The organism is Solimonas sp. K1W22B-7 (assembly GCF_003428335.1).
GTDB lineage: Bacteria > Pseudomonadota > Gammaproteobacteria > Nevskiales > Nevskiaceae > Solimonas_A.
In genome coordinates, this window is record NZ_CP031704.1 from 3,703,945 (window position 1) to 3,727,015 (window position 23,071).

17 protein-coding genes are annotated in these 23,071 nt (G+C 63.5%); all 17 read right to left on the reverse strand.

Features of this window, described 5'->3' with window-relative positions; all coding sequences use genetic code 11:
• Positions 1 to 47 precede the first annotated feature (47 nt).
• Positions 48 to 836: an ATP-binding cassette domain-containing protein gene (locus tag D0B54_RS16640; protein ID WP_117292393.1), complete on the reverse strand. Its 789-nt coding sequence runs from the start codon at positions 834 to 836 to the stop codon at positions 48 to 50.
• A complete protein-coding gene (locus D0B54_RS16645) occupies positions 826 to 2,103 on the reverse strand; it encodes a hypothetical protein (RefSeq protein WP_117292394.1) in 1,278 nt (425 codons plus the stop codon). Before D0B54_RS16645 ends, D0B54_RS16640 begins: the two co-directional genes overlap by 11 nt.
• Positions 2,104 to 2,479: 376 nt before the next feature.
• A complete protein-coding gene (locus tag D0B54_RS16650) occupies positions 2,480 to 3,979 on the reverse strand; it encodes a sugar ABC transporter substrate-binding protein (RefSeq protein WP_162932488.1) in 1,500 nt (499 codons plus the stop codon).
• Between the two features lie 223 nt (positions 3,980 to 4,202).
• Positions 4,203 to 4,592: a hypothetical protein gene (locus D0B54_RS16655; protein WP_117292396.1), complete on the reverse strand. Its 390-nt coding sequence runs from the start codon at positions 4,590 to 4,592 to the stop codon at positions 4,203 to 4,205.
• Entirely contained in the window at positions 4,589 to 4,927 is a 339-nt protein-coding gene (locus D0B54_RS16660; RefSeq protein ID WP_117292397.1) for a heavy-metal-associated domain-containing protein, read from the reverse strand. Before D0B54_RS16660 ends, D0B54_RS16655 begins: the two co-directional genes overlap by 4 nt.
• A 10-nt stretch (positions 4,928 to 4,937) precedes the next feature.
• A complete protein-coding gene (locus tag D0B54_RS16665) occupies positions 4,938 to 5,600 on the reverse strand; it encodes a hypothetical protein (RefSeq protein WP_117292398.1) in 663 nt (220 codons plus the stop codon).
• A gap of 56 nt (positions 5,601 to 5,656) precedes the next feature.
• Entirely contained in the window at positions 5,657 to 6,016 is a 360-nt protein-coding gene (locus D0B54_RS16670; RefSeq protein ID WP_117292399.1) for a hypothetical protein, read from the reverse strand.
• A gap of 33 nt (positions 6,017 to 6,049) precedes the next feature.
• Positions 6,050 to 8,533, reverse strand: coding sequence for a M66 family metalloprotease (locus D0B54_RS16675; RefSeq protein ID WP_117292400.1), 2,484 nt, complete (start codon positions 8,531 to 8,533; stop codon positions 6,050 to 6,052).
• A 275-nt stretch (positions 8,534 to 8,808) separates the two neighbouring features.
• Positions 8,809 to 9,306, reverse strand: coding sequence for a hypothetical protein (locus D0B54_RS16680; RefSeq protein ID WP_117292401.1), 498 nt, complete (start codon positions 9,304 to 9,306; stop codon positions 8,809 to 8,811).
• A gap of 77 nt (positions 9,307 to 9,383) precedes the next feature.
• Positions 9,384 to 10,010, reverse strand: coding sequence for a hypothetical protein (locus D0B54_RS24370; protein ID WP_162932489.1), 627 nt, complete (start codon positions 10,008 to 10,010; stop codon positions 9,384 to 9,386).
• Between the two features lie 136 nt (positions 10,011 to 10,146).
• On the reverse strand, positions 10,147 to 10,854 hold the full coding sequence (locus D0B54_RS16685; RefSeq protein ID WP_117292402.1) for a transposase: 708 nt from the start codon (positions 10,852 to 10,854) through the stop codon (positions 10,147 to 10,149).
• Positions 10,855 to 10,932: 78 nt separating this feature from the next.
• On the reverse strand, positions 10,933 to 11,589 hold the full coding sequence (locus tag D0B54_RS24375; RefSeq protein WP_162932490.1) for a hypothetical protein: 657 nt from the start codon (positions 11,587 to 11,589) through the stop codon (positions 10,933 to 10,935).
• Between the two features lie 49 nt (positions 11,590 to 11,638).
• Positions 11,639 to 19,699, reverse strand: a complete 8,061-nt coding sequence (locus tag D0B54_RS16690) for a transglutaminase domain-containing protein (protein WP_117292403.1) — start codon at positions 19,697 to 19,699, stop codon at positions 11,639 to 11,641.
• A gap of 458 nt (positions 19,700 to 20,157) precedes the next feature.
• Complete coding sequence (locus D0B54_RS16695; RefSeq protein ID WP_117292404.1) at positions 20,158 to 20,646, reverse strand: LabA-like NYN domain-containing protein; 489 nt, start codon at positions 20,644 to 20,646, stop codon at positions 20,158 to 20,160.
• Positions 20,647 to 20,689: 43 nt separating this feature from the next.
• Entirely contained in the window at positions 20,690 to 21,361 is a 672-nt protein-coding gene (locus D0B54_RS16700; RefSeq protein ID WP_117292405.1) for an ion channel, read from the reverse strand.
• Entirely contained in the window at positions 21,358 to 22,137 is a 780-nt protein-coding gene (locus D0B54_RS16705) for a metallophosphoesterase (RefSeq protein ID WP_117292406.1), read from the reverse strand. The genes D0B54_RS16700 and D0B54_RS16705 overlap by 4 nt, the downstream gene beginning before the upstream one ends.
• 42 nt (positions 22,138 to 22,179) lie before the next feature.
• Positions 22,180 to 23,046, reverse strand: coding sequence for an alpha/beta fold hydrolase (locus tag D0B54_RS16710; protein WP_117292407.1), 867 nt, complete (start codon positions 23,044 to 23,046; stop codon positions 22,180 to 22,182).
• Positions 23,047 to 23,071 lie beyond the last annotated feature (25 nt).

The following is a 23,071-nucleotide window of genomic DNA, read 5'->3' on the forward strand; positions in this document are numbered from 1 at the left end:
GCTCCTATTAGTCTCGGCCGGAAAGCAAGCCACCTCATCCGACGGTCCTAAGGGACTTCTTTCTGCATGCGAATCTTGCAGCGGCCAAACGGAACATCCAGGGCCATAAACAACACGAAAGGCATTGATCGTGGGCGGAGCCCTCGCAAAAGCATCGGTATCGACAACCGGAAGTCCGCGGATGGTATGCCCCCCGAGCAATCCGCAATGGTCTCTGCAAACACCACGCGCCCGGCCAGAAAAGCGACTTCCTCCCAATGATGGCTGATGTAAAGCGCACAAATTCCGAGGCGCCGCAGGACACCCTGGAGATCTATGAGAAAATCCTCCCGAATAGAGGGATCCAAACCTGTCGCTGGCTCATCCAATATCAGAAGATCCGGCCGGACGCTCAGGGTTCTAAGAAGCATCAAGCGCTGGGCCTCTCCGCCGCTGATTCTCTCTATGCCGATCTTCGACGCCAGTATGGACTCCAATTTCAGCTGTTTTGCCAAATCGGCAAAAATGGCCGGATCGAATCTCATCCTGTAGCGCCCCACGCCTTCGAGAAGCCTCGCATTCCTGTAGATAGACAAATGCGAGAACAGGACAGCGGCTTGCGGAAGATAGGCGATAACCAAATCCGGCTGAACAACATTGATACCGGCAACTCGCCCGTGATAGCGAGCGGTCATAACCTGTTTGGCAAGCGTGCTCTTTCCAGAACCACTCGGCCCCATGAGTCCAATTACCCTGGATGCGTCATCGGTCGCGTCCCAATCGAGGCTCGCCGTGACCTGATCGAAAACAACACGGGGCCCGAAGGCGAGCCTAAATCTTTCAAGATCAATCCGCATGTCGCAACCGCCAAGCGAAGATGCTCGCGCGGCCCCACACCCATAGAAACATCGAAAAAAAAGCCGCTTGAGAGAGGACAATCATTCCCGCCAACGAGTAGTTCGCAGACCGCCCTGTAGTGGCGCGGCTCATGATGTCGCTCATCGAAGGGATTTGCGCCTGGAACACCGAGGCAATCACGCCTTCATTCAAGATAAGATTGAAGCAAATTGCCGCAACCGCTAGGTGGACAACGATGTTCGGCATGAGAAATGTGATTATTCCTCGAACATTAACCGATGCGCCGGAATTTTTTAGGTAGCGAATTTCCTTGTCCTGGATAGACAGCGCCGCTGGAACCAGGAGCACAAACACAATCGGGAAAAAGCGAAGAACCTGGGCAACGAACAGCCACCAAGCACCCGCGCCTTCACTCTCGAATCCCCCCAGGAATGCAAAACCAAAAACCGCCACAGCCAAGCTGAGCGGAGGAACATAGCCGACGGCGATCGCCACTGTGCTAGCCAGACCTAGTCCACGCGGCGCCGATCCATCGCTGCAGTCGAGTCCGTCTCGAAGCCAATAGACCAATGTAGCCGCGATCATCCACGACAAGAGCGCTGCAGCAGCCGATAGCAGTCCTGTTTTCCACAAGGGAGCCAGCCCAGCGAGATCACCAGGGCGCAGCCCCGAGAGGGTGTATCCGAAAAATCCGAGAACCATCACGGCAACTGCAAATGCGGGCCATACCCTCGCAGTCTCCGCTTCTCGAACGGCCCTATTCCGACTGTCGAAAGCAGGAGACGAAATCCACTTGGCAAGAAAAACATACATCACAGCCAGGAGACCGAAAATCAAGGCAAACCCAAAAGTCGCCAAGACCCCCAGCAAAACAATCTCATGGACCGCCTCGGCGGCCGACCTCAGGGAGAGCAGCACCATGAAGTTGCGATCAAGAGCGTGAGCTATCAGTTCTGTATGTGCCGCAACCGACGGGCGGATCGAGAGCTGGGCGATCAGATGATCATTTGCCGCGTCCTGAAATGTGAATGCTGTCACGACCAAGAGTGGTGGCCCCCAATGACCCACCAATTCGAAGCGCGCGTATGCCCCGCCTGAGAACCCCGTCTGAAAAGCGTATAGCCGCTTGTCCAGTGGTATTTGCATCATCGCAAGCAAGAACAGCCAGATCAGGAGCGGCGCGTAGCGTATCGTTTGAGCCACTGCCTCGATGAGAATTACCGTAAACTGCCCGCACTCGTCGGAGCCAGTGATAGCCAGCAACACCCCCCCGCACTTCTATATAGAAACGCGAACGAGGCACCACCTATTAACAAAGGTGCAATCGCAAGTGGCAACATCATGCACAGCACATCGATTTCCCGATCCGCCGTCGAAGCCATCAGAAACCTGCGCGTCATGGATACCGCTACGCAGATAGCAAGGACGCCCGTCAGAACGCTGGCCAAGAGGGCTGAGAGTAGGCTGCGCCACAACGATGGCCCGTATTGCTCCAGCAAGTACGGCACCCCTCCCTTGATCCCATCGGCTTCGGGCCCAGTTGCAACAACTGCCACTGCCAATGCAAGCAGCGGTGCAGATAGAACAAACGGCACAATAGTGCCTGCCGGGACTACCCTGTTTGCCTCGACAATCGGACGCATTAACCTACTGCACGCCTGGCCTCAATCAGCTCTGTTGCCCGCGACCCTACTGCCTCAGAGGGAATCTCCCCGCGCCAAGCCTCCTGGAGCGCCTGGGTTATCTTCTCCGAGATCAATGTGGCATCGAGTCCGGCCTCCAGCATGTAAACCCCGCGCTCCAGCGATTGCCGAACAGCCGGCATGTAGGGTTTGGCCAGGACTTCCGGATCGGACAGAGCCGATCTCGTGGGAGGAAATAGGCCATCAAGGGCAAGCTTCTTTTGGACCGGCTTGGACAACAGATGGGAGATGAGGTCGACGCACGCAGACGGAACATCGGTTTTACGGTTAATAAAGAACGAGCCCCCTGCGATCATTGAGCGATCACCAGGAATTGGCGCAAACCCGAACCCCCCGGCTTTCGCTAAGTCCGGGATATAGTCCGTCCACATTATCGCGAACGCCGCCTTGTGCTCCAGCATCAGGTCGCGCTGCCGAACCGCATCGTTGAAGAAAAAGTCGCCGGCACTAGCGCTTTTTAAGGACAGGTACAAATCAGCCGCGCGCGCGGCCTCGATAGTTCTTAGCGTCAAAGGCGTCTGGATGGTCGATTGCCAGCCATACTTCTTCTCCATCACCTTCCCCCCCATACCGAACAGGAAGTTCATCCACTCGTAGTAGAGCCAACCTCCATCGGCTCCTTGCAGGACCACGCCTTTGAATGCTTTGTTGGCCTCAGCTACGAGTTTCGCTGTGTCCGCGAACTCCTGCCACGTCCTTGGCGGCGCGAAATCGCGTCCGAAATGCGTGCGATAGGCTTGAACCACTCGTGGATCTGAGAACACCTCCTTGCTGTACACCAATACCATCGTATTTGCTGAAAAAGGATATGCGACCGGACGAGAGTCGTCCGCATCGACACCCCCTGCACTGCCGTAGTATCCAAGCTCTTTCCAGACATTGGGCAAGAGGTCGGCTTCGAAATCGAAAGACTGGTTTTCTCTTGCAACTGATTTCGACTCCCCGACATCGAAGACATAGTGGTTTTCTGCGTAGCGAGGCAGATCGAAGTTGTATCCAAGGACCACATCGTAGAGACCACTCCCCTGGGTAAAAGCAGTCATTGCCTTGGCGGATGCCGTCGTGAAATTCGTAGCCTCCACCGTGCTCCTGGTGCCTACCGCCAATTGACTATCGGCCAGATAGCGCGCAATCGCCTGCAGATTGGATGAGTCCTCTCCGATGATGCTGACAACGGCATCTTCTTTTTGACGTGTACGCATCGTAAGGGCCAGCGTGCCGAGCCCCGCAGATCCTGCGGCCAGAAGGCCGCCAATGACTACCTGACGTCGTTGCATGCTTCCCCCATCACCATCGTTAAGTAAAGGCAAATGTGGCGCAAGCGAAAATGTGCGCCAGATCTTCAGCAGGCACGTAAAAAATTCGGCAGCCCTTACTTCATTAGCGCCAAGATTTTCACTGAAATCGGCCGGTGAAAATTCATAGGAGCAATAGTGCACTTAAAATTTCTATCAGCTCGAAAGTTATGAGACATGAACCATGTGTCATGTCGGAAATTCTATTTATGACTGCAGTTACCCCACCCCAGCATCAGCGGCCTTGCTGAGCTTGTCGAAGTACGGACGGACTTTCCCCTCGGCCGGTCAACTAGTTACCGCTCACCCTTCGACAGGCTCAGGGCGAACGGTAACTTTTTCAGAGCTTACCTAGGGTGCCTTGCGCTCAGTCCAGCAGCGGCAGCAGGAAGGCAAACACCAGCCCCACGCCGTAGATCGCCAGCGAGAACAGGTACACGCCCAGGCTGACGCGGCGCGTGCGGGCGCAGGCCGCGGCCAGCTGCGGATCTATCGGGCAAGGCGCGTTGCGTGCACGCAGCTGCAGCCAGCCGGCCACCGCCAGCATCGCCCCCGCCGCGCCGAACACCAGGCCCTTGTGCGCCGACAGCCACACCAGCTGCGGCACGGCGCTGACCAGGCCGGCCAGCGTAGCGCCGGCCCCCAGCGTCACCAGCAGCGCCGGCAGGGCGCAGCACAGCAGCGTGGAACTGCTGGTGAAGATCGACAGCAGCGCGCTCCACAGGCTGCCGCGCAATTGCGGATCCAGGTTGCTCATGGCTTGACCTTGAGCCGCGCGCGCAGCGCGTCCAGGGTCTCGGCCTTGCGCTCGATCGCCTGCACCGTGTAGCCCGCCTCGGTCAGCGCCTCGCGCAGTACGGGATCCGCCAGGTCCTGCCCCGGCTTGGGCACTACCGCGACCAGGCCGTTCTCCAGGCTCACGAAGACTTCCGCCGTGGCGTCCATCTTGCCGAGCTTCTTGGAAATGCCCTGGGCGCAGAAGGCGCAGACCAGGCCGTCCACCTTCATCTCGATGGTGCGCGGCGCGTCCTGCGCCAGCGCGGTGAAACTCAGCATTGCCGCGATCAACACGGCCGTCAGATTGCGAATCATGGAAATACTCCTAGAAATTGAACATGAACATGGTTTGCAGCTTGCCGTCCTGGGTCACGCCCGCCTCGACCCAGGCGGCGCCCCAGCTGCCGTTCTTGAACAGGCGCAGCAACGCCGCTGCTTCCACTCCGTCGTAGAGGCCGCCGGTGTAGTCGCGGCCCTGGATCACGAACCAGGTGGCGAGGCGGTCCCAGTCGTGGGCATACGGCGCCCAGCCGAGCTGCACGGTGTCGATGCGATGCGAGAAGGCCTCGCGCGAGTACTGCCAGTCGGTGCGCAGCGAGCCGTAGACGCGCAGGGTTTCGTAGTCGGCCTGAGCGCCGGCATTCCAGGCGCCCTTGCGGCCTTCGAAGCCGTCGCCCTGGGCCTGGCCGACACCGCCCCAGGCGAAGACGTTGGCCTGCGCGCGCGGCAGGTTCCAGCGCTTGAGCAGGACGTTGCCGCGGACATAGCTGATCTCGCGAGAGAAGGTCTGCTCCTCGTCGTCGAGCCGCAGATGGCCGGCGCCCAGCGACCAGCGATAGCCCGGCGCGTAGAAGACCTGCAGTTCCTGCATGGTGCCGGCGCCGTACTCGCCCATGACGGTGGTGCCGCCCTGGTAGGCGATGGGCTTGGCGTAGACAGCGGCGGGCAGCAGGCAGGCCAGCGCGCCGAAACAGCGAATGAGGGACATGGCGTCCTCCAGTGAAAGCGAACAGGCGCAGGCCGCGGTTGCGGCGTGCGTAGGCTTCAGCTTTCGGAGGGCGCGGGTGGCCTGAGCAAGGCCAGGGGGTGAGCCGGCAGGGGCGCCGGCGGCAGGCCGGTGGCCTGCGGGTGGAAGGACGGGTAGTCCGCGACACCGGCCAGGGCCGGGGCCAGCGCGCTGCTGGCGCCGTAGCAGCTCACGCTGCAGCGGCACTCTTCGTCATCGTCGCAGCAGGGCATCGGGTCCTGCGTGCCGGCGTCGCCGTGACAGGGCATCGCTGCCTGTGCCTGGCCGTGCTCATGCTGCTGCGGCGCCGGCAGCGCCATCGGCAGCGCCCAGGCACTGCCCAGGCTCTCCAGCAGGAGCACCAGGACCAGCAGGGCGGCACGGAAAGGGCGTGTCATGCCGTCAGCATAAGTCGGGACCCGCCTCCAGAGTCAACGGCTGGCCAGCACCCTGGGCGAAGCCGGCAGGCCATTCCAGACCTGCGGGGTCTCCAGCAGCTGGATGCTGGCGATGTTGCCATCGTCCGGCACGTTCACCGCCCAGCGGCGGAAGCTGGCGCCGTCCAGCGGGTCGGACGCCGCCGCCAGCACTGGCCCGCTTTCGGCGAACCAGCCGCGGAAACCGCTTTGCAGCGCCACGTTGCGCACCGTGCCGTTGGCATAGCGCACGCGCAGGGTGTAGTCGCAGCCGTAGGCCTTGCAATACCAGTAGTAGGTGCTGGTATTGGGCACGATGCTCTCGCGCTGCGCCTGCACGGTCGGGTCGATCGTGCGCAGCAGGTTGCCGCTGAAGCGCAGCGGCGGGTAGATCTGCGTGGCCCCGGCCGTGCCGGCATAGCTCATGGTGACGACGATGGCGTAGACCGGGACGTTGCGCTGCAGCGGCGCATCGTCCTCGAAGCCCCAGAGTCCGCCGTCGGCCGTCGCCACGGCATCGGCAGCGTTGACCCACCTGCGGTCGATGCTGTCCCAGCGCTTGTAGCCGCTGGGGAAGCTGGCGTCGCGCGCCCACTTGCCGCCGGAGTACTTGTGGCTGCTGTCGCTGTTGAGCGTGGTGATGCCCTCGAAATAGCGCTGCATCACCGCGGTGCTGAAATCCGAGAAGATCGTGAAGCGCTGGCCGCTGGCCTGGTCGCCGGCGCCGGACTGCATCGGATCCTGCTTGATGCAGCGATTCAGGCCATCCACCGCCCGCGCATGACCGCCGAAGGTATGGCTGCGGCAGCCGGCGTAGTTCGACGAGGACGCCGGGATCAGGATGGCGCGGAACAGCCTGCGCACCGCATCGAAGCCCCATTCCGAACCCTTGAGACTGCCCCACTCGTAGGGATAGTTGCCCGAGTCGTAACTGTCGCCGGCATGCGGCAGGCCGAAGGCATGGCCCTGTTCGTGGATGAAGATGCCGGCATAGGCCGTGTCGCCGGTGCCAACGCTGCCGCCGCCGATCCCGCCGCCGGCACTCTGGAACCTGCCGCTGGCATTGCGTGCCAGCAGCGGCGCGTAATACTGCACCGCCAGGTTGGCCTCGCCATTGGCTCCGCGCAGGCTGCTGACGATGCCATGCAGCGTCGACAGGCCGGCAAAGCCGTCCTTGTAGCCGTCGGTATTGCTCGCGACGTAGGCCGGCTGGCGCACGCCGGCGGAATCGCCGCGCGGCGGCACCACCAGCGAGGGCCAGCTCACCTTGGCCGCCGGGTGGTTGCCCACCTCCACCGTCGCCACCGGCCACACCGCGAACATGTCGTCGATGGCATCCGCCGAAGGCGCGCCGGCGGTCGCCAGGCTCACGTCGGCCTCGGTGGCGCCGAACAGATAGAACGGCAGGATGCGCACCGTGAAATCGGAGTCGCTGCCCACCACCACATTGGTCCAGGCGCTGGCCGTCGCACCCGTGGCCGTCACCCGCAGGCGCAGCCCCGGCTTGAGCCAGGACTGCGGCAGCGTCGCCACGTAGGCGCTGCCGGAGTAGCGCAGGCTGCTGTCCTCGTTCGCCGGCAGGGCGCTGTTGACGTCCAGCGTGACCGTGCCCTGGCTGACGCCGCCCACCTCGCCCTGCAGCTTCAGGCCCGCCAGCCCCGAGGGAGACAGGTCCACCAGCGCCAGTGCGGCACGGCCGCCGACCATGTGCAGCTCCGAGGTGTTGCTGCCAAGGGTCCACTGCTTGCCGGCAGCCGGCAGCACGTGAGTCTGCGCCAGCTTCATGCCGCTCACCGTGATCGTCGCCGGCGCGGCCACCGCATTCACTGTCACGCTGACCGTATCGCTGGCCGTGGCGCCATCGTCGTCGGTCACCGTGAGGCGCAGCACCAGGACCTGTGCACTGGAGACATCGGGCGCGACGAAGCTGGCAGACACCGTCGCCGCGTTGGCCAGGCTCACGGTGGGCCCGGACACCTGCGCCCAGGCATAGCCCGCGATGCTGCCGTCGCCGTCGCTGGAGCCGCTGCCGCTCAGCGTCACCGTGGCGCCTTCGTTGACGACCTGGTCGGCACCGGCGGCGGCCACGGGAGGATTGTTCGCGGGAGGCGCCACGGCGACGTTCACCGTCACGCTCACCATGTCGGTGTCGGTAGCACCCTCGTTGTCCGTCACCGTCAGGCGCAGCACCACCGTCTGCGCCGTCGCAACGTCCGGCGCGACGAAGCGGGTGGAAACCGCCGTGGGGCTGTCCAGGACCACCGCAGGCCCCGAGACCTGCTGCCAGGCGTAGGCGACGATGCTGCCATCGCTGTCGCTGGAAGAACCGCCGCTGAGCGTGACCGTCGCGCCCTCGGCAACCGCCTGGTCGCTGCCGGCCGCTGCCGCCGGCGCCTGGTTGGCCGGGGCCGGCGTACCGCCGTCATCCCCGCCGCCACCGCAGGCCGCGAGGAGAAAACCAAGCCCGCCCAGCACCAATACCCGCAGCCCCTGCACCATCGGATCGAAATCCCTTCAGTCCCTTTAGGGCAGGAGACTAGAGGCCAAAACTGGGTAAGCGGGATTTTCGTGACAGGCGGCAGCCCGGGCGGGAGGACCGGCGGCTGGATCAGCCCTTGTTGCCGCTGAGCAGCAGTTCGCCGCCGATGGGAAAGAACGCGGACGCGGAGCGCACCGGCCCCTGCGCCGTCGGCGCTTCCTCGCCGTAGACCTCCACTGCCTCCATTGTTTGCCGGTGAGTATGGCTGGAAGACATCTACGAAACCGGGGGCGATTCACGTGCGCGTGACCGTACCGCTGCCGCCGCTGCTGGCGACGGTGAGGGTGACGGGGGCGCCGGGCTCGGCCAGCTCGGGGCTGACGCTGAGGCTGGCATCCAGTGCGGCGGCGGCTTCGTCGACGTGCAGGGACCAGGTCTGCTCGCGCCAGGCGTGGCCGTCGTCGGCGCGCAGGGTGACGGTCCAGTCGCCCGCCACCGGGCGGTCCCAGCTGACGTGGCCGCTGGCGCTGACGCTGATGCCGCCGGGCGCGCGGGTGACGCGGTACTGGACGGGGTCGCCTTCGGGATCGGCGGCGGAGGCGGCGTAGTGGTAGGGCTTGCCGGCCCTGGCCTGGGTGACGGGGCGGGTGGTGAAGACCGGGGCCTGGTTGACGGGCTCGTCGAGGTTGGCCGTGCCGGTGGCGGCGTCGGCGGTGGCCACAAGGATCGCCTGGTCGGCGGCGTTGCCGCCGGCCGCGCCGCTGACGAAGCCCAGCAGCAGGGCGCCGATCACGTCGGGCTGCGCGGTGCTACTTATTCAGTCAGTGGGGCACTTGGATAGTGAATCCGCCGCTGGCCGGTCCAGCCTCCTCATATTTTTTCCAGCACTTTTGCAATTGAAAGCAAGAATGGCCGTCCAGACACTTTGAACGCCTCAACACACTGACCCGCAGAATCGGTTGAGATTTTTTCAATCTCAGATTCTTCCAAACCACGTACGCCTGAAATTAGGGACCAACTATTTATTGTTTCCAAAGACTCTTCACGGTGGCGCAGCAAGTAGATATCAAATGGCTCTACTCGCCCTTTCGATATTTTTTTTACGTATTCGTCATGAATCGCCTTAATCCATGGCTCCTTACTGTATTGATAGTCAATAGCTTTCTGGCGCGCCTCAACACTCGGGCGAGCGATTTCAAAACCCACGATCTGATCATTAGGAACAACGCCGGTTACCTTTGGGTCAAGGACGTGTATCCAGCCTTCGGGAGGTACACTCGTAACAGCTTGATAGTAGCTGGGGGATTCCGGAATTTTCCCGTTACTTGACCACCCGAGCGCAGCCCAAATCAGCTCATTGTTCGACACAGGAACAAACGACAAAAAAAGCCATATCTCATTCGTGTACCTATAGACATAGAGCGGTTCTTGCTTCGCGTGCCATTCGAGACTTGCATCAATTTTTTCCGGCTTGAACTCCGGAAAGAGCTCTTTCATCCTAGCTCGTATTTTTCGGGAAACCGACTTTCTAATTAATTTGTCCATACTAGTATGGCGTGCATAGTTCAATTCCTTCCTCGACGAGAAAACCAACTAAGCCGGTTCGGGACGAAAAAGGAAAAAGGGGACAGATTTATTTATTTTCTGCTTCCGGCTCTTTCCTCGGCCTCCCCCGCGCCCGATGCTCGACACGGGCGCCGGTGATTCGCTCGATTTCGTTCACGAACTTCTTGGTACCCGTCAGTTGTCCTCTCTGCAGGGAATCGCGGATCAGGGTCCACTCCCCTTCGGGAATCGCTTCGCGCAGGTATCGTGAATATTCCTGCTTGCGCTCGACCTCGCTGCGCCCCAGCGACAGGTAACTCGGGTTCCAGTCCAGAAGGTCCGCCGGACGCTGGCCCAGTCGCTCTTTGGCGCTGGACCAAGCGTACGCCTGAGGACTGGCCACCATGCGGGCGCGGACGGGATTGAGTTCGATATAACGACAGCAGGCCAGAAGGTAGCTGTCGGCTTGAACCAGGCTGGATTTGTAGCGGCTTTCCCATAAGGTGCCACTACGCCCTTCCAGGCGGTTGCGGTAGCGGGTGGCCCGCCCCGCCAGGGCTTTCATGAAGGAGCCCAGCGCCGCCGGGCTCTCACGAGGGCCCAGTAGCAGATGTACGTGGTTGGTCATCAGGCAATAGGCATATAGCCGAATGCCAAATGTCGCCTTGAGCTCTCGCAGGTCGCTTATGTACCGCTCGTAATCCTCATCGCCGGCAAATACCACCTGCCGGTTGTGCCCGCGCTGCACAACGTGGTGTGGATAGCCTTCCACCACCAAGCGACCAATCCGAGGCATGGACCTTCCTCCGAGCTAGACAAGCTATTGGTTAGCCTACGCCGGTTTCACTTTTCCGCCTTTTCTTCTTAAGGGCGGCTATCGGCTATTATTTTTCTTCTTTTCTTTCTTTTCTAAAACACGAAAACTTTCTACCACATCTCGAATAATTCTTTCTTCCAGCGGACTAGCCCAAGGTGGATTCTCGAAAACCACAGTGAAAGCCACATCTTCAATTAGAAAATAGAATATAGACTTCCGCCCATGCAATATCCTACTTCCATCAATTATCCCCCAAGAAAACGGAGAACAAGTAGCACCAATTTGTTGCGCTGTGGCACTAAGCGACCTCTCTTGAGTATCCTTTGCAGTCATTTCTATAGAAATCACATTATCTCCAACGTAAATCATCAAGAATGGAGGCCTTCCAACAAGTTTTCCTCCATCCGGAACAGAAACAAATATTTTTCGCCGAACGTCCACCGACTTGGCTTTCGGGGCAGGGGGTATTCTTAGATCACCGTGTTTAGCAGCGACAAGCGCTTCAGGGTTCTGCAATATCCCGACTAAAAACCATCCCACATGCTCCTTCTTATCAGCAAGCCAACGTTCAAGCTCTTGCCGATCATTGAGAAGCTGAGCTTCCGCCTCTCCTTCTGACAACTCGGATACCCTTTCCTCCAGAATCCTCAAAATTTCCGCCGTGTCATACCCCTCGTCTAGATCATTGATGTTGCAAGCAGCCAGCTCATTCATCACTGGCTCTAGGTAAGAGAGTGCTGGGGGTATTTTCATATTAGACCGCCTAAGTTCCACACTGAAATGATCTTGGAGAAGAGACTACCGGTACCGCTATAAAAGCATTGAAAGGAACGATGTCCGGAAGAACGCCGCAAGTGGTGTAGAAGATGGAAAGAATGCCACCTTGTATCAAATTTTCAACCAGCGGCACATAAGCAACTGTTGCCGAAGGGCCTCCTTCGTATGTCGAAGCAAAGGGATATTCGTCGCAGGAACTCCCCGCCACAAAAAGTGCTTTCCCTTGCGCACAGTTTTTACGGGCGGCCCTTCTATTTCCGATAATTTTTAGAAATGATCTAGTGAGTAAGGCCGGATTTCCCATGCCTTGAGATGCAAGTACATGAGAGTAAATATTCGGCATTCTTGTCGAGTCCATAAATACAATGGGGAGAGCACCCCATCCACAGCTAAAATCCTCCGACAACGATTGCCCTCGAATCTTTGCCGCACAGGTCTCCGCAGAGGCCACGCTTTTCGCAATATCCAGTTCCGTCCTACGTCCAAAGTGGAAATGTGTTGTCTTTCTACTCAAATGCGCTGTAGTCACAGTTGTTAGCGTAGCCAGGGCACCAAGTGCACCAACAGCTTCCATCAATCCTGCAGAGTATCCGCTCGGATCTGCCCAGTTTTCCGGGTCTTGGTTGGCATATGAGTACTTGTGCAGCGTCCGCGGAATCACATCGATTCCATTGGCCTCATCCAGCGAATTAAATCGGCCTGTTGAAGCGATCATCCACCTAGCTCTCAAATAATACATTCCGATGTCAGGATCATATTCCTCTCCTGAAAAAAGAAAGGCGTTCTCCTCTGGTCCGATGCCCTTGGCCAGTTCTCCGTAAGCCTGATATTCGTAGCTTCCGTTGAGTTCCGCCGCTCCATCAGTCAATAACCTGGTACCTCCCAACCCGTCCGCATGATAGAAGCTCAACCGTCCCTGCTGATTCTGACTTAGCAAATCGTCTCCGTGCAGATAGCTGATTTCCAGTTCTTCTGCGCCTGCGGCAGCCTCGATTACCTGCGGATACTGCTGGTTGTAATCAACTAGGTATTGCGTCCCATTCTTGGCGGTACGAATCCCCTCTGGCTCATACTGATAACTCGCCTTCTGCAGCCCATTTCGGCTGTACTTCACCAACCGGTTGTCATCATTCCACCCATAAACATGGGTCTCCGCTTGCCCATCCGCCGTAACCACCTTCTTCGTCGTATTCCCATTCCCGTCATAGCTATAGACGCTGCTGTACTGATTCACCCCATCCAGCGCCCTGACCTCCGTCAACAACCGATCATTGTCGTCATACGCATAGCTCGTAACCTCGACCTGCCCGCCCTGGGTCTTGGTCTGCGTCTGACGATTCCCAACCTTGTCGTACGCCCATGCAGTGCTGTAGCTCCTGCTTGAGTCGCGATGGTCGGCGACCGTTTCCTTCGTCAAGCGATTTAGCCCGTCATACTCATAGTCTGCAGTGCGGGTAGGTCCAGCCTGGTCCCGCTCTGCCAACCGCATCCGCTGCCCATTCGCCGCCAGCGTATAGCGATAAGCCCCCAGGATTGCCCCTGTCGCGGTCTTCTCATGCCGCACCTCCGTGATCCGCCCGTTGTCGTCGTACTCCCAATAGCTGCTGGTGCCATTGGGCAGACTGACGCGGACCTTCTGGCTACGGGCGTTGTACTGGTAGGTGGTCTGCTTGCCGTTGGTATCTGTGACCGAGGCCAGTCGATTCAGCTCATCAAACCCGTACTGCACGTTCTGGTGATTGGTGCTCAGCAGGGTCCGGTTGCCGTTCTGGTCGTACTGATAGCGGATCACGCCCTCGGGTGATTCGACGCGGGCCAGACGGTCGCGGGCGTCGTACTGGTACTTCGTGACGCCCCGGGCATCGGTCTGCGTGTCGATCTGCCCGCTGGCGGTGTAAGTCGTCTTGACCCTTGAGCCGTCGGCATACTTGCGCTCGATCTCGCGATTGAGATCGTCGTAGGCATAGGTATGGGTGCGGCCGTTGAAGTCCTTGTGCCAAGTACGGTTGCCGTTGCTGTCGTAGCCGAAGGTTTCCCTCTCCCCTTCCGGCAGCACCCTCGCCGTCACCTGGCTAAGGTCGTTGTACTCCCACCGCGTGATTCGCCCCTTAGCATCGGTCTGGCTGATCTTGTTGCCCAACTCGTCATAGCCGTAGGTGGTGACCAGATCCTGCGCGCCGTCGTTCTGGGTGACGGTCGTCAGCTGGCCCTTGGCGTCGTAACCGAAGGTGGTGGTTTTGCCGCTGGCGTCGGTTTCCGTTTCCTTCTGGCCTGAGGGCGTCCAGGTGGTTTGCGTGAAGCTGCCGTCCGGCAACGTTACCTTGGTTACCCGATTGAGCGCGTCGTACTCGAAGACCGTGGCCTTGAGGCTGGCATCCGTGACGCGGGTGCGGTTGCCATTGGCGTCGTAGCCGTAGGCGGTGATCTGGCCCAGGGCATCGGTGCTGCTGGTCAGCCGCCCGGCATCGTCGTAGCCGTTGGTGAGGCTGCGGCCCAGGCTGTCCTTCTGCTGATAAACCCTGCCGACGTTGTCATAGACGGTCTCTTCGGTGCTGCCGTCCGGGTGGATGGTCTTGGTCAAACGGTTGAGGGCGTCATATTCGAGTTGGGTCGTCCGCCCTGCACGGTCAGTCTTTTCAACCTCGTTGCCTTCGGCGTCGTAGGCGACCGTCTCCGTGCCGCCATCCGCATGAATCGTCTTGATCAGCCGCGCCAGGCTGTCGTACTCGTAGCGGGTGACCTTGCCCCGGGCATCGGTCTGGCTCTCCACCTTGCCGGCGGTGTTGTAGGTCGTTGTGGTCTTCAGGCCGGTGGGACCGGTTTCCTCGGTCACGCGGCCTTCGGCATCCAGCCTGCGACTGGTCCTGACCGTGCTGACACTGCCATCAGCCCGGGTGCGCTGGCTAGTCCGCGCAATCTCCTGCCCGTTGGCATCCAGTTCCAGGCTGGTGATGCGCCCCAGCGGATCCGTCTCCGAGATCTTCTGGCTCTGGGCGTTGTAGCCGTACTGGCTGAGGTTGCCGGAGAGGTTCAGGCCCAGCAGTTCGCCCTTGCCGTTCTGGAAGATGCGCGTGCTGCGGCCCAGCGGCTCGGTGATCAGCGTCAGCTCGGCGGTGATCTGGCTGTAGGTGTTGGTGGTGAGGTTGCCGCGGGCATCGGTCGTGCTCAGCAGCTGCCAGCGCTGGCTGCCGTTGTCCAGCACCCAGTCATTGGTGCTGCCCTGGTTGAGGGCGTTCTTCTCGCTCAGCAGTTGGTTGGCGGCGTTGTAGCTGCGCGTGACGGCCTTGCCATAGGCGTCGGTAACCTTGGTCTCGTTGCCGTTGGCGTCATATTCGAAAGACGTCTTGTGCCCGAGCGCGTCGGTTTTCTCCAAGACGTTGCCTTCGCTGTCGTAGAGATAAGCCGTCTCGAATCCGCGCCGGTTCTTCACCACCTGGCGGTTGTCGTCAGGCTGGAACACGATGTCGCTGCGCTGACCGTCGGCGTCGATGGTGGCGATCAGTCTTCCCTGCTCGTCGTAGATCTGCCGGGCGACGGTGATGCCGCGCGGGTCGATGAGGTCGGTCAGGCCGTGGCTGCGGTCGTACTTGAAGCGCGTGGTCTGGGCGCTGCGGTCGGTGACGGTGCTCAGGTCGCCCTGGGCGCTGTAGCCGTACTGGATCTTCTTGCCGGCCAGGTCGGTGACGGCGGTGATGCGGCCTTGTGCGTCGCGATCGAAGCGGATGGTCTGGCCGCCGCTGTGGATCAGGCCGCCGGGGGTGTAGTCCAGGGTATTGCCGAAGGCGTCCTTGACGCGCTCGATGCCGACACCCTCCCGGAGGTAGTACTCCAATCCCTCCTGGGTCTTGAGCTTGAACTCCTGGGGGTTCCAGGTTTCCAGGTTGTCCATGTCGTAGAGCACGCCGCCCTGGGCTTTGACGTTGGGGACGTTGACCAGGGTGAGGGTGCCGGTGGTGCCCGGTGCAGGGTCGAACAGGATGTTGACCGGCGGGGGCTGGCCGAAACTGCACTCGGTGGCGTTGCGCGCGGTGTAGCGCTCGACCTTGCCGTCGGGCAGGGTGATGGCGATGCGGCGCTTGCCGACGGGGCGCAAACACACGTTGAACTGCCCCGGCGGGGTTTCGACGTTCCACTGCAGGCCCAGGGTCATGTTCTGGCGCAGGCGGACGCTCTGGTAGTCCACGCTCCAGCCATGGCCGAAGTCGAGCGGGTCGGCCTTGCGGCGGGTGTCGTAGGTGCGGGTGACCTGGATGGGGATGCCGGCGGCTTCGATGCTCAGGTCGACGAAGCTGATGCTGAACTGGCCGAGCTTCTGCTCGCCGTAGACTTCGATCGAGACCAGGGCGGTGGTCTGGCGTCCGCCGGTATCGGCGGCGACCAGGGCCAGCTGGTAGAGGCCGTTGTCCAGGGTGGTGGGGTCGAAGCTGCCCAGTACGCCGTTGGCCACCGGCGTGGTGCGGGTGAGGATCTCGCGCCAGGCGTCGTCGCCGGCGCCCAGGGGGCGCCACAGCAGCTTGTACCAGGCGAAGTGATCGTCGCTGGCGCTGCCCTGGATCGGGATGCGGCCGCTGACTTCGGCGTCGGCCTCGGGGCTGGTGATTTCGGCGACGGGTGCTGCGCTGTCGTCGGCGCTGCGCACGCGCAGCAGGGCTTCGCGGTGGAGTGTGGTGCTGTCGTCGCTGACCTGCAGGGCGATGCGGTAGACGCCGGGGGTTTGCGGGGCGGGTTGCTGCAGGATGCCGTTGGCGGGGATGGCGACCGGCGTGCCGTTGACGGTCAGTATGCGCGTGACCGTGCCGCTGCCGCCGCTGCTGGCGACGCTGAGGGTGACGGGGGCGCCGGGGTCGGCCAGCTCGGGGCTGATGCTGAGGCTGGCGTCCAGTGCGGCGGACGCTTCGTCGACGTGCAGGGACCAGGTCTGCTCGCGCCAGGCGTGGCCGTCGTCGGCGCGCAGGGTGACGGTCCAGTCACCTTGCACGGGCTGCGGCCAGGACACCAGGCCGCTGGCGCTGACGCCCAGGCCGCCAGGGCCGCGGGCGATGCGGTACGCGATGGGGTCACCTTCGGGATCGGCGGCAGAGGCGGCGTAGCGGTAGGGCTTGCCGTCCACCGCCTGGGTCACCGGGGCGGTGGTGAAGACCGGGGCGTGGTTGGCTTCGGTGGCGGTGTTGCCGGCGGCGGTGGCGGCATCGGCGGTAGTCAGCAGGATCGCCTGGCCCGCGGCGTCCGCGCCGGCGGCGTCGCTGACGAAGCCGAGCAGCAGGGCGCCGATCACGTCGGGCTGCGCGGCGTACTCGCGCCAGCGCACGCCGTTGCTGTCGCCCAGCAGCACGGCCAGGCCCTGGTGCAGGCCTTGGGCGGCCTGCAGGGTAGACAGGGCGCCGCCGGCGGCCTGGGCGGGACTGCCCAGGGCCAGCCAGGTCATGTTGCCCGCCTGCAGGCGGCCGCTGTCACCGCCGCTGATGCGGTACTCCCCCGCTCCGCTGGACTCGTCGGACACGACCAGGCCGCTGCCGCTCCAGCCGCCGAGGGTCACCGGCGACTCGGACACCAGGCCGCTGCGTCCGGCGGCGACCTGTGCCCGCAGCAGGTCCTTGTCTGCGGCGGGCAGGTCGATGCGCGCCAGCGCCGTGTCGAGGTTTGCGGGGGTCAGGCGATAGACCGGCGTGCCGGCGATGATCGAGCGCGCCAGGGCCTTGATGGCGGAGGCGCCCTGCTGCGGACCGCGGGCGTAGAGGCGCTCCAGGGTCAGGTGGGCATAGGCGGAGGCGCGCTCCAGGCCGGCGCGGCGGAAGCCGGCGTAGCCCCCGGGCTGGCCGTCGTCGCCGATCTGGCGTGTGACCACGGCGTTGGCAAGCCGGTCTACCTGCAGGGCTACGCCCGGGAAGCGGACGTGCAGGGGAATGCCGTAGGAGAACGTGGTCTCGGCGTCGGCATAGCTGCGCAGCAGCGAAGGCTGGCGCGCGCTTACGGCGCGGGCGATCTTCGAATAGAGGGTGTCGTTGACGTCGGTGACGGCGAAGTAGGCCAGGCCGGCGTCTTCCAGCAGGGCTCCGGCCAACTGGTCGCGCGTCAGGGCGTTGTACTGGCGAGACTGCAGGGTGCTGCGCAGGCCGTCGAGGCGCTGCGCCATGGCCTGCGCGCGCGGCAAGCCCACACCCTGGCCGTTGACGGTGAAGGCGTGGTACTCGCCCACCTCGGCGACGCGCTCGGTGGCGCCGGCCCAGGCCTGCTGCGAGGGATCGTAGAACTCGGTCTGCACCAGCACCGGCAGGCCCAGGGTGACGCTGGCGCTGCCTCCACCGGAGAGCGCTTGGTCGCCCACCATCAGGCGCGTGCTCATCTCGATGAGATAGCCGGGCAGTTCCTGCGGGAATTCCTCGGGCTGCACCGGCGTGCCGTCGGCATGCGGCGCAGGCAGGTAGCTGGCCAGTGCCTCGGCGTCGTCCGGCGTCGCCGGCACAAAGGACAGGGCCATGCGCTGGCCGCCCAACTGCGGCAGCGAGCGCTCGACGTCGGCCAGGCTACGGCCGGCGATGCGGTCGGCGGCGCTGGCGTAGACCTTGACGCGCAGCTTCCAGCGCAGGCTGTCGGGCAAGGACAGCATCGCCGTGGGCGCGACGGTGATCCTGTACGGCAGGGCGGCGGCCAGCACCCCGGGGTGGCGCTCCACCAGGCTGGCGCTGCCGAGCACGTCGGCGACGCGCGCGTCGGGGCTGACGCTGTCGACGAAGCGACCGACCTGCAGGCGATAGGCCTGCAGCTGCTGCTGGATGGCGCTGACGTTGACGCCGGAGACGGAGCCGGCCTGCGCGTCGCGCTGGCTGCCGGTGGCGAGGCGCTGGATGAAGCTCTCGGCGTCGAAGCGCAGGTCGCGGGCGATATCCAGGCCGGGGCTGTACAGGATCTTCTTGAAGCTGGCGTCGATCGGCACCCAGGTGTCGGGCACGCGGTTGCGCGCGCCGCGGGAAGGCTCGAAGTCGACGAAGGCTTCCACCCAGACGTGCTCGAAGCGGATGGCGGTGACGACGCCGGCGGTGGTCACGGACTCGGCGGGCACGCCGGCCTGCTGCAGCAGTGCCAGCGCGGCCTGCGGCGACGGCAGGTCGCCGAGCCAGTTCATGGCCTCGGCGGCATCGAGCTCGACGGTGCCGGTGACATAGCGCGAGGCGATGCCCGAGGCGCGCAGCAGGGCGATCAGCAGGCTGGCGGTGTCGGCGGCGTTGCCGCGGCGGTTCTGCAAGGTCTGGTCGGCGCCCTGGATGGAGCCGTAGCCGGGTACGAACTCGATGTGGTTGCGCACCCAGTTGACGATCTCCACCGGCTGGCCGTGCAGCTCGGCGGCCTGTGCACGGATGGCGTCGGTGAAGGGGGCGTCTTCGGTCTGCGCCAGGTGCTCGGCGGTGGGCAGGCCGACGGCGGCGGCGGCCAGCAGGATGCTCACGGCGCTGTTGTCGGCAACCAGCAAGGTGTCCTGCGTGGCGGTGTATTCGCGCAGCGTACGGCGCGGTGCGCGCGGGGCCTTGAGGCGGGGCTGCCCCGGCAGCTCGTGCCGGATGGCGGGGGCGCCGAGCAGCGCCGGGCGGCGTTCGAGCCGCTGCAGCAGCGCGTCGACACGGCGGCGGGCTTCGGCGGGGCGCTTTTCGGCGAGCAGCGGAACGAACTCTTCCAGGGTCGCTTCGCTTTGCTGGCGCCAGGCCTGCAGGGCCTGCTGGTGGCGCCGCTGGATGCCGGCGGGCAGGCGCTTGTCCTGGATGTGACGGGCGGTGGCGTCGAAGCTGTCGCGCTCGCGCGCGTCGGCGGCGATGAATGCGTCGCGCAGGCGCTGCAGCTGCGCGGACAGCTCGGCAGGGGACTTGCTGTGCTCGATCTGGGTGCGGATGGCGGCGAGACCCTGCGGGGCTTTCTCGCGCGGCGCACGCTCCTGTTCCGCGAGCGCCAGGGCCGACCAGCCGGCGCTGGCCGCCAGCGTCACGCCGAGCAGGGCATGGCGCAGGGCATGGGCGGTGCGGCGCAGCGGCGCCGGTGTGGGGGTGATGCGGGCCATCTTGAATTCCTGTGATGCGAGATTCCCGGGTACTGGCGGGAAAGTCATTCCATACATGTCTGTGGGGTCGCTGCTGCGCGCAGCCCTGACGCGAGCGGGAGGACAACGCGATACCCGCCCATCTGGCCGCTTCAGATCGTCTGACGGGAACAGGGAATGAATCCGATCGCCGCACGCAGCGACCGATGGCCTGCAGCTGTGCAGGCACGTGCCCGTTTCCCGTGAATTCCCCACGCAGCCTGTCCCGATGTGAACAATCACTCCTCGGGATGTGCGCGGATATGACCCAAGCTTCGAGAGGCTGTCAACGTGACGTTGCTGTCAGGTCTTCTGCGGTATCGGCACTCTCAGTGGAAAGTTCGCACCGATAGCACCCAAAAAATGGAGCAAGAACCCATTGCCAATCAATGGCGTCCGCGCTGTCGAGACGACCCCGCGCGGGAGGACCGGCGGCTGGATCAGCCCTTGTTGCCGCTGAGCAGCAGTTCGCCACCGATGGGAAAGAACGCGGACGCGGACCGCACCAGCCCCTGCGCCGTCAACGCCTCCACGCCGTAGACCTCCACCTGCACGCCGTACTTCTGGCGGATGCGATCCACCAGCAGGGCGAAGTCACCGTCGCCCGACACCAGCACCACCACGTCCACGCTGGCCGCGTGATCCATCACGTCGATCGCGATCCCCACGTCCCAGTCGCCCTTGGCGGAGCCGTCGGAACGCTGGATGTAGGGCTTCAGCTGCACGTCGAAACCGATGCCGCGCAGGATGTTCTGGAACTGCCGCTGCTTGCCGTCGGCACGGTCGATCGCATACGCCAGCGCCTTGACCACCTGCCGCTCGCGCGTGACCGCGGCCCAGAACGCGTTGTAGTCGAAGTGGCGGCCGAAGGCCTGCTTCGTCGTGTAGTAGACGTTCTGGACGTCTACGAAGATGGCGACTTTGTTCAGCGGAGCCGTCCGGACTTCTCTATTCTCAACGCGTACAGCTTCACTATTCCTTCCCCTGCTTCAATATCGTCAAGCCGATCAGCCGCGACACCACCACCGCGATATACCCCACGCCGGCGAACTGCTCCAGCATCACCAGCACCCGCGCCGCCGAGCCCAGCGGCAGGATGTCGCCCAGGCCCACGGCGGCGAGGTTGGTGAAGCTCAGGAACAGCAGCTCCAGCCAGGTGCGTGCACGGTCCGGCTCGACGGCGCCGGTGAAACTGCCGGGATACCAGGCCTGGCAGACCACGAAGAGGTAGGCGAAGCCCCAGGCCAGCAGCGTGAAGGTGGCGCCGGCGGCGAACAGTTCATCCGCTGTCACCCGCGAGTCGCTCATCATGTAGGCGATCAGCGCGCCGGCGGCATAGAAGTACAGCAGCGCTTCCAGCAGGGAGGAAATCACCAGCAGCACGGGGTTCTGGAAGATCGCGGCGGACAGCGCGCTGATGAAGGCCGGAATCGCCAGCGACCAGGCCACCCAGTTCAGCGCCGGGCTGCGGTTGACCACCCATACCGCCAGCACCAGCACCGAGGCGCCGAAGGCGCCGAACACCAGGCGGCCACTGTGCAGGCCGTCGAACAGCGGATAGGCCACCAGGCTCAGCAGCTGCACCGCCAGCAGGAAGGCGGAAGGATGGCGGCGGGCGATGCGGCCCCAGGATGCGGTGTTCATGCCGATGCAGTCTCCCTCACTTCCACTACCTTGTGCGGATCGAAGGCACGGTTCTCGTTGACCGCGCCGCTGGCATAGCCGCGCGGATTGCAGACCACGCGCGTGCCGTTCACCTCGTAGTCGAAGCTGTCGTGCGTGTGGCCGTGGATCCACAGCGCGACGCGCTCGCGGCCCATCAGCGCTTCCAGGTCGGTGATGAAGCCGGCGTTGATCGGCGAGTTGGCGAAGCGCGGGGCAATGCTCCGTGGCGAGGGCGCGTGGTGGGTGATGACCACGGTGGGGCCGTCATGCGCTTCGTCCAGGCGCGAGCGCAGCCAGCCGAGGTATTCGGCGTGCAGCGCCGCGGAGGAGCCCGGCGTGAGCAGGGCGTCCTCGCCCTGCCGCAGGCGGATGCGCGAGAAATCGCGGTTGAAGCGCAGCGCCGCGCGCTGCGCCAGGTCCTGCTGTTCGGGATCGGCGGACAGCCGGAAGTCGGTCCACAGCGTGGCGCCGAGGAAGCGCACGCCGCCGATGACGCAACTGTCCGCGTCCAGCAGCCGCACGCCGCTCGCAGCGCAGCGCTCGCGCAATTCGGCCAGGGTGCCGTCGATGCTGCCGCCGTAGAACTCATGGTTGCCCGGCACGTAGAGCACCGGCCGGCCGAAGCCGGCGGCCCACTCGGCCGCCTCGGCCGGGCGCGAGATGTCGCCGGCCAGGATCACAACGTCGGCATCGGCCTGCGGCCGCTCCATCGGGCAGACGCTCAGGTGCAGGTCGGACAGGATGTGCAGTCTCATGGGTAACCCCTGGAGCGCGCCCGCCCGGCCCTCTCCGATCGCCTAGCCGCGCTTGAAGAACTCCACCAGCAGGTCGGCGAAGCCCTGCGGCTGCTCGCAGTGCATGAAGTGGCCGCAGCCGGGCATTTCGATGCGCTCGTAGCCGGCCGAGAACAGGTGGTCCTGTCCCAGGAACATCTCGCGGCCGATGCAGCCATCGTTCTCGCCGACGATCACGCGGGCGGGCACGGCGATGGGCTTCATCAGCGTCTGCCAGCCCTCGCCCTGCAGCAGGCCCCGGGGCATGGCGCGGTAGTAGCCCAGCGCGGCGCGCAGGCGTTCCGGCTCGCTGAACAGCGCGCGCAGCGGCTCGAAGTCGGCATCGGTGAACTGCCAGTCCGGCGACCACTCGTGGATCAGCGCGCGCAGCCAGGCGAAGTCCTGCGCGCGGATGCGGCGCTCGGGGATCACCGGCAGCTGGAAGAAGCCCATGTAACGCGAGCGCTTGAGCTGGCGCAGCGCCGGGCGCAGCAGGAAGCGGCGCAGATGTGGCACGGCGGCGGTGGCGATGCGGTGCACGCGGTCCGGGCGCAGCGCGGCGGCGGTGTAGACCGCGGCGGCACCCCAGTCGTGGCCCACCAGATAGGCCTTGTCGGCGCCGAAGTGATCGATCAGCGCGATCACGTCGCGGCCCAGCGTGGTGATGCGGTAGTCCTTGTCGGCCGGCAGCGCGGTGGGCGCGTAGCCGCGCATGAACACGGCGACGGCGCGGTAGCCCGCCTGCGCCAGCGACTGGATGATCGGCTCGAAGCTCCAGGCCGTGTCGGGGAAGCCGTGGAAGCACAGCACCAGCGGGCCCTGGCCGGCTTCGAGATAGGCGAATTCCAGTCCGTTGGCGCGAATCCAGCGGGGCGTGAGCTTGGAAGTCATGAGGTCAGGTGCTCGGAATGAGAGC

What these genes read in the sequence shown, in the direction of transcription:
- D0B54_RS16640 (WP_117292393.1), bottom strand. Translation starts at nt 836, where the DNA reads ATGCGGATTGATCTTGAAAGATTTAGGCTCGCCTTCGGGCCCCGTGTT.
- D0B54_RS16655 (WP_117292396.1), bottom strand. Translation starts at nt 4,592, where the DNA reads ATGAGCAACCTGGATCCGCAATTGCGCGGCAGCCTGTGGAGCGCGCTG.
- D0B54_RS16660 (WP_117292397.1), bottom strand. Translation starts at nt 4,927, where the DNA reads ATGATTCGCAATCTGACGGCCGTGTTGATCGCGGCAATGCTGAGTTTC.
- D0B54_RS16665 (WP_117292398.1), bottom strand. Translation starts at nt 5,600, where the DNA reads ATGTCCCTCATTCGCTGTTTCGGCGCGCTGGCCTGCCTGCTGCCCGCC.
- D0B54_RS16670 (WP_117292399.1), bottom strand. Translation starts at nt 6,016, where the DNA reads ATGACACGCCCTTTCCGTGCCGCCCTGCTGGTCCTGGTGCTCCTGCTG.
- D0B54_RS16675 (WP_117292400.1), bottom strand. Translation starts at nt 8,533, where the DNA reads ATGGTGCAGGGGCTGCGGGTATTGGTGCTGGGCGGGCTTGGTTTTCTC.
- D0B54_RS24370 (WP_162932489.1), bottom strand. Translation starts at nt 10,010, where the DNA reads ATGAAAGAGCTCTTTCCGGAGTTCAAGCCGGAAAAAATTGATGCAAGT.
- D0B54_RS16685 (WP_117292402.1), bottom strand. Translation starts at nt 10,854, where the DNA reads ATGCCTCGGATTGGTCGCTTGGTGGTGGAAGGCTATCCACACCACGTT.
- D0B54_RS24375 (WP_162932490.1), bottom strand. Translation starts at nt 11,589, where the DNA reads ATGAATGAGCTGGCTGCTTGCAACATCAATGATCTAGACGAGGGGTAT.
- D0B54_RS16690 (WP_117292403.1), bottom strand. Translation starts at nt 19,699, where the DNA reads ATGGCCCGCATCACCCCCACACCGGCGCCGCTGCGCCGCACCGCCCAT.
- D0B54_RS16700 (WP_117292405.1), bottom strand. Translation starts at nt 21,361, where the DNA reads ATGAACACCGCATCCTGGGGCCGCATCGCCCGCCGCCATCCTTCCGCC.
- D0B54_RS16705 (WP_117292406.1), bottom strand. Translation starts at nt 22,137, where the DNA reads ATGAGACTGCACATCCTGTCCGACCTGCACCTGAGCGTCTGCCCGATG.
- D0B54_RS16710 (WP_117292407.1), bottom strand. Translation starts at nt 23,046, where the DNA reads ATGACTTCCAAGCTCACGCCCCGCTGGATTCGCGCCAACGGACTGGAA.